Source organism: Neobacillus sp. SuZ13, from assembly GCF_030123365.1.
Lineage (GTDB): Bacteria > Bacillota > Bacilli > Bacillales > Cytobacillaceae > Neobacillus.
Genome location: NZ_CP126107.1, coordinates 349,001 through 355,000 on the forward strand (window position 1 = coordinate 349,001; position 6,000 = coordinate 355,000).

A 6,000-nucleotide genomic window follows, 5' to 3' on the forward strand; every position below is an offset into this window, starting at 1 on the left:
GTTCTTTGAAAACTAAACAAACAAAATCGTGCAAACAAACAATAACAATCATGTTTCTTCTATTAATATGAAGAACATAAGCCAACGTAACAAAATGAGCTAATCAACTTTCTTGGAGAGTTTGATCCTGGCTCAGGACGAACGCTGGCGGCGTGCCTAATACATGCAAGTCGAGCGAGACTCTTCGGAGTCTAGCGGCGGACGGGTGAGTAACACGTGGGCAACCTGCCTGTAAGACTGGGATAACACCGGGAAACCGGTGCTAATACCGGATAATCCTTTTCCTCTCATGAGGAAAAGCTGAAAGTCGGTTTCGGCTGACACTTACAGATGGGCCCGCGGCGCATTAGCTAGTTGGTGAGGTAACGGCTCACCAAGGCGACGATGCGTAGCCGACCTGAGAGGGTGATCGGCCACACTGGGACTGAGACACGGCCCAGACTCCTACGGGAGGCAGCAGTAGGGAATCTTCCACAATGGACGAAAGTCTGATGGAGCAACGCCGCGTGAGCGATGAAGGCCTTCGGGTCGTAAAGCTCTGTTGTTAGGGAAGAACAAGTACCGGAGTAACTGCCGGTACCTTGACGGTACCTAACCAGAAAGCCACGGCTAACTACGTGCCAGCAGCCGCGGTAATACGTAGGTGGCAAGCGTTGTCCGGAATTATTGGGCGTAAAGCGCGCGCAGGCGGTCCTTTAAGTCTGATGTGAAAGCCCACGGCTCAACCGTGGAGGGTCATTGGAAACTGGGGGACTTGAGTGCAGAAGAGGAAAGCGGAATTCCACGTGTAGCGGTGAAATGCGTAGAGATGTGGAGGAACACCAGTGGCGAAGGCGGCTTTCTGGTCTGTAACTGACGCTGAGGCGCGAAAGCGTGGGGAGCAAACAGGATTAGATACCCTGGTAGTCCACGCCGTAAACGATGAGTGCTAAGTGTTAGAGGGTTTCCGCCCTTTAGTGCTGCAGCTAACGCATTAAGCACTCCGCCTGGGGAGTACGGCCGCAAGGCTGAAACTCAAAGGAATTGACGGGGGCCCGCACAAGCGGTGGAGCATGTGGTTTAATTCGAAGCAACGCGAAGAACCTTACCAGGTCTTGACATCCTCTGACACTCCTAGAGATAGGACTTTCCCCTTCGGGGGACAGAGTGACAGGTGGTGCATGGTTGTCGTCAGCTCGTGTCGTGAGATGTTGGGTTAAGTCCCGCAACGAGCGCAACCCTTGATCTTAGTTGCCAGCATTTAGTTGGGCACTCTAAGGTGACTGCCGGTGACAAACCGGAGGAAGGTGGGGATGACGTCAAATCATCATGCCCCTTATGACCTGGGCTACACACGTGCTACAATGGATGGTACAAAGGGCTGCAAGACCGCGAGGTTTAGCCAATCCCATAAAACCATTCTCAGTTCGGATTGCAGGCTGCAACTCGCCTGCATGAAGCCGGAATCGCTAGTAATCGCGGATCAGCATGCCGCGGTGAATACGTTCCCGGGCCTTGTACACACCGCCCGTCACACCACGAGAGTTTGTAACACCCGAAGTCGGTGGGGTAACCGTAAGGAGCCAGCCGCCTAAGGTGGGACAGATGATTGGGGTGAAGTCGTAACAAGGTAGCCGTATCGGAAGGTGCGGCTGGATCACCTCCTTTCTAAGGATAAAGCTGGACCTGTGAGCCAGACAAAACAGTTTGTACACGATCTTTGTTTGTTTAGTTTTGAGAGTGCAATTCTCTCAAAGCTTTTTTTAATCGTTCTTTGAAAACTAGATAATCGTAATGAAGAAGCAAAGTAAACATCGAGTAATCGCCATTTTAGTTTTTCTCTCTTATGTAAGTAAGAGTTATAAACCTTTTAGGTTAAGTTAGAAAGGGCGCACGGTGAATGCCTTGGCACTAGGAGCCGATGAAGGACGGGACTAACACCGATATGCTTCGGGGAGCTGTAAGTAAGCTTTGATCCGGAGATTTCCGAATGGGGAAACCCACTGTTCGTAATGGAACAGTATCTTTACCTGAATACATAGGGTATGGAAGGCATACCCGGGGAACTGAAACATCTAAGTACCCGGAGGAAGAGAAAGCAAACGCGATTCCCTGAGTAGCGGCGAGCGAAACGGGACATAGCCCAAACCAAGAGGCTTGCCTCTTGGGGTTGTAGGACACTCAACATGGAGTTACAAAGGAACGGGGTAGATGAAGCGACCTGGAAAGGTCCGTCAGAGAAGGTAAAAACCCTGTAGTCGAAACTTCGTTCCCTCCTGAGTGGATCCTGAGTACGGCCGGACACGTGAAATCCGGTCGGAAGCAGGGAGGACCATCTCCCAAGGCTAAATACTCCCTAGTGACCGATAGTGAACCAGTACCGTGAGGGAAAGGTGAAAAGCACCCCGGAAGGGGAGTGAAATAGTTCCTGAAACCGTGTGCCTACAAGTAGTCAGAGCCCGTTCATGGGTGATGGCGTGCCTTTTGTAGAATGAACCGGCGAGTTACGATCCCATGCAAGGTTAAGTTGAAGAGACGGAGCCGCAGCGAAAGCGAGTCTGAATAGGGCGTATGAGTATGTGGTCGTAGACCCGAAACCAGGTGATCTACCCATGTCCAGGGTGAAGTCCAGGTAACACTGGATGGAGGCCCGAACCCACGCACGTTGAAAAGTGCGGGGATGAGGTGTGGGTAGCGGAGAAATTCCAATCGAACTTGGAGATAGCTGGTTCTCTCCGAAATAGCTTTAGGGCTAGCCTCACGTAGTAAGAGTCTTGGAGGTAGAGCACTGTTTGGACTAGGGGCCCTCATCGGGTTACCGAATTCAGACAAACTCCGAATGCCAAAGACTTATCCGTGGGAGTCAGACTGCGAGTGATAAGATCCGTAGTCAAAAGGGAAACAGCCCAGACCACCAGCTAAGGTCCCAAAGTATACGTTAAGTGGAAAAGGATGTGGAGTTGCTTAGACAACCAGGATGTTGGCTTAGAAGCAGCCACCATTTAAAGAGTGCGTAATAGCTCACTGGTCGAGTGACTCTGCGCCGAAAATGTACCGGGGCTAAACGTATCACCGAAGCTGTGGATTGACATCTTTGATGTCAGTGGTAGGAGAGCGTTCTAAGGGCGTTGAAGCTAGACCGTAAGGACTGGTGGAGCGCTTAGAAGTGAGAATGCCGGTATGAGTAGCGAAAGATGAGTGAGAATCTCATCCACCGAATGCCTAAGGTTTCCTGAGGAAGGCTCGTCCGCTCAGGGTTAGTCGGGACCTAAGCCGAGGCCGAAAGGCGTAGGCGATGGATAACAGGTTGATATTCCTGTACCACCTCTTTATCGTTTGAGCAATGGGGGGACGCAGGAGGATAGGGTAAGCGCGCTGTTGGATATGCGCGTCTAAGCAGTTAGGCTGAGAGGTAGGCAAATCCGCCTCTCGCGAAGGCTGAGCTGTGATAGCGAGGGAAATTTAGTACCGAAGTTCCTGATTCCACACTGCCAAGAAAAGCCTCTAGCGAGATAAAAGGTGCCCGTACCGCAAACCGACACAGGTAGGCGAGGAGAGAATCCTAAGGTGAGCGAGAGAACTCTCGTTAAGGAACTCGGCAAAATGACCCCGTAACTTCGGGAGAAGGGGTGCTTTTTGAGGTGAATAGCCTCGAAGAGCCGCAGTGAATAGGCCCAGGCGACTGTTTAGCAAAAACACAGGTCTCTGCGAAGCCGCAAGGCGAAGTATAGGGGCTGACGCCTGCCCGGTGCTGGAAGGTTAAGAGGAGGGGTTAGCGCAAGCGAAGCTCTGAATCGAAGCCCCAGTAAACGGCGGCCGTAACTATAACGGTCCTAAGGTAGCGAAATTCCTTGTCGGGTAAGTTCCGACCCGCACGAAAGGCGTAACGATCTGGGCACTGTCTCAACGAGAGACTCGGTGAAATTATAGTACCTGTGAAGATGCAGGTTACCCGCGACAGGACGGAAAGACCCCGTGGAGCTTTACTGTAGCCTGATATTGAATTTTGGTACAGCTTGTACAGGATAGGTAGGAGCCTGAGAAGCCGGAGCGCTAGCTTCGGTGGAGGCGTCGGTGGGATACTACCCTGGCTGTATTGAAATTCTAACCCGCACCCCTGATCGGGGTGGGAGACAGTGTCAGGTGGGCAGTTTGACTGGGGCGGTCGCCTCCTAAAAAGTAACGGAGGCGCCCAAAGGTTCCCTCAGAATGGTTGGAAATCATTCGCAGAGTGTAAAGGCACAAGGGAGCTTGACTGCGAGACCTACAAGTCGAGCAGGGACGAAAGTCGGGCTTAGTGATCCGGTGGTTCCGCATGGAAGGGCCATCGCTCAACGGATAAAAGCTACCCCGGGGATAACAGGCTTATCTCCCCCAAGAGTCCACATCGACGGGGAGGTTTGGCACCTCGATGTCGGCTCATCGCATCCTGGGGCTGTAGTCGGTCCCAAGGGTTGGGCTGTTCGCCCATTAAAGCGGTACGCGAGCTGGGTTCAGAACGTCGTGAGACAGTTCGGTCCCTATCCGTCGTGGGCGCAGGAAATTTGAGAGGAGCTGTCCTTAGTACGAGAGGACCGGGATGGACGCACCGCTGGTGTACCAGTTGTTCTGCCAAGAGCATCGCTGGGTAGCTATGTGCGGACGGGATAAGTGCTGAAAGCATCTAAGCATGAAGCCCCCCTCAAGATGAGATTTCCCATAGCGCAAGCTAGTAAGAACCCTGAAAGATGATCAGGTTGATAGGTCAGAGGTGGAAGCGTGGTAACATGTGGAGCTGACTGATACTAATCGTTCGAGGACTTAACCATTTTTAAGGTGAACTCAAAGTTTACAAACTTCTTCTGCATTATCTAGTTTTGAGGGAATGAAACCTCAATTAAATAGTCTGGCAGCAATGGCGAGAAGGTCACACCCGTTCCCATACCGAACACGGAAGTTAAGCTTCTCAGCGCCGATGGTAGTTGGGACACGCGTCCCTGTGAGAGTAGGACGTTGCCAGGCGAAGACAGAAATTTTTGTTTCTGTCTTTTTTATTCCCTATTTCGGGAATTGGAAAAAACTTTCTGTTGTCTAATAACACCGATGGTGTTATGATAGGAAAGTCGCTCTTGGAAAGAGAGTGAACAAATCATTCTCAATTGGAAATAATTGATGATTGATAGAAATAAAGAAAAGCGGTATGATAGATTTTGTCGCTTCTTTAAAAAGTGAGCTTGTTCTTTGAAAACTAAACAAACAAAATCGTGCAAACAAACAATATTAATCATGTTTCTTCTATATAATATGAAGAACATGAGCCAACGTAACAAAATGAGCTAATCAACTTTCTTGGAGAGTTTGATCCTGGCTCAGGACGAACGCTGGCGGCGTGCCTAATACATGCAAGTCGAGCGAGACTCTTCGGAGTCTAGCGGCGGACGGGTGAGTAACACGTGGGCAACCTGCCTGTAAGACTGGGATAACACCGGGAAACCGGTGCTAATACCGGATAATCCTTTTCCTCTCATGAGGAAAAGCTGAAAGTCGGTTTCGGCTGACACTTACAGATGGGCCCGCGGCGCATTAGCTAGTTGGTGAGGTAACGGCTCACCAAGGCGACGATGCGTAGCCGACCTGAGAGGGTGATCGGCCACACTGGGACTGAGACACGGCCCAGACTCCTACGGGAGGCAGCAGTAGGGAATCTTCCACAATGGACGAAAGTCTGATGGAGCAACGCCGCGTGAGCGATGAAGGCCTTCGGGTCGTAAAGCTCTGTTGTTAGGGAAGAACAAGTACCGGAGTAACTGCCGGTACCTTGACGGTACCTAACCAGAAAGCCACGGCTAACTACGTGCCAGCAGCCGCGGTAATACGTAGGTGGCAAGCGTTGTCCGGAATTATTGGGCGTAAAGCGCGCGCAGGCGGTCCTTTAAGTCTGATGTGAAAGCCCACGGCTCAACCGTGGAGGGTCATTGGAAACTGGGGGACTTGAGTGCAGAAGAGGAAAGCGGAATTCCACGTGTAGCGGTGAAATGCGTA

At 51.3% G+C, this 6,000-nt stretch carries 4 rRNA genes (1 of these 4 running past the window's edge); all 4 read left to right on the forward strand.

Annotated elements, in window-relative coordinates:
• Positions 1-109 precede the first annotated feature (109 nt).
• Positions 110-1,647: ribosomal RNA gene (locus tag QNH17_RS01785) — 16S ribosomal RNA — on the forward strand.
• A gap of 205 nt (positions 1,648-1,852) precedes the next feature.
• Positions 1,853-4,787: ribosomal RNA gene (locus QNH17_RS01790) — 23S ribosomal RNA — on the forward strand.
• Positions 4,788-4,863: 76 nt separating this feature from the next.
• Positions 4,864-4,980, forward strand: a 5S ribosomal RNA gene (gene rrf / locus QNH17_RS01795).
• 324 nt (positions 4,981-5,304) lie between these two features.
• Positions 5,305-6,000 (forward strand): 16S ribosomal RNA (locus tag QNH17_RS01800); it runs 842 nt beyond the window's last position.
• Together the 16S, 23S and 5S rRNA genes form the textbook arrangement of a ribosomal RNA operon.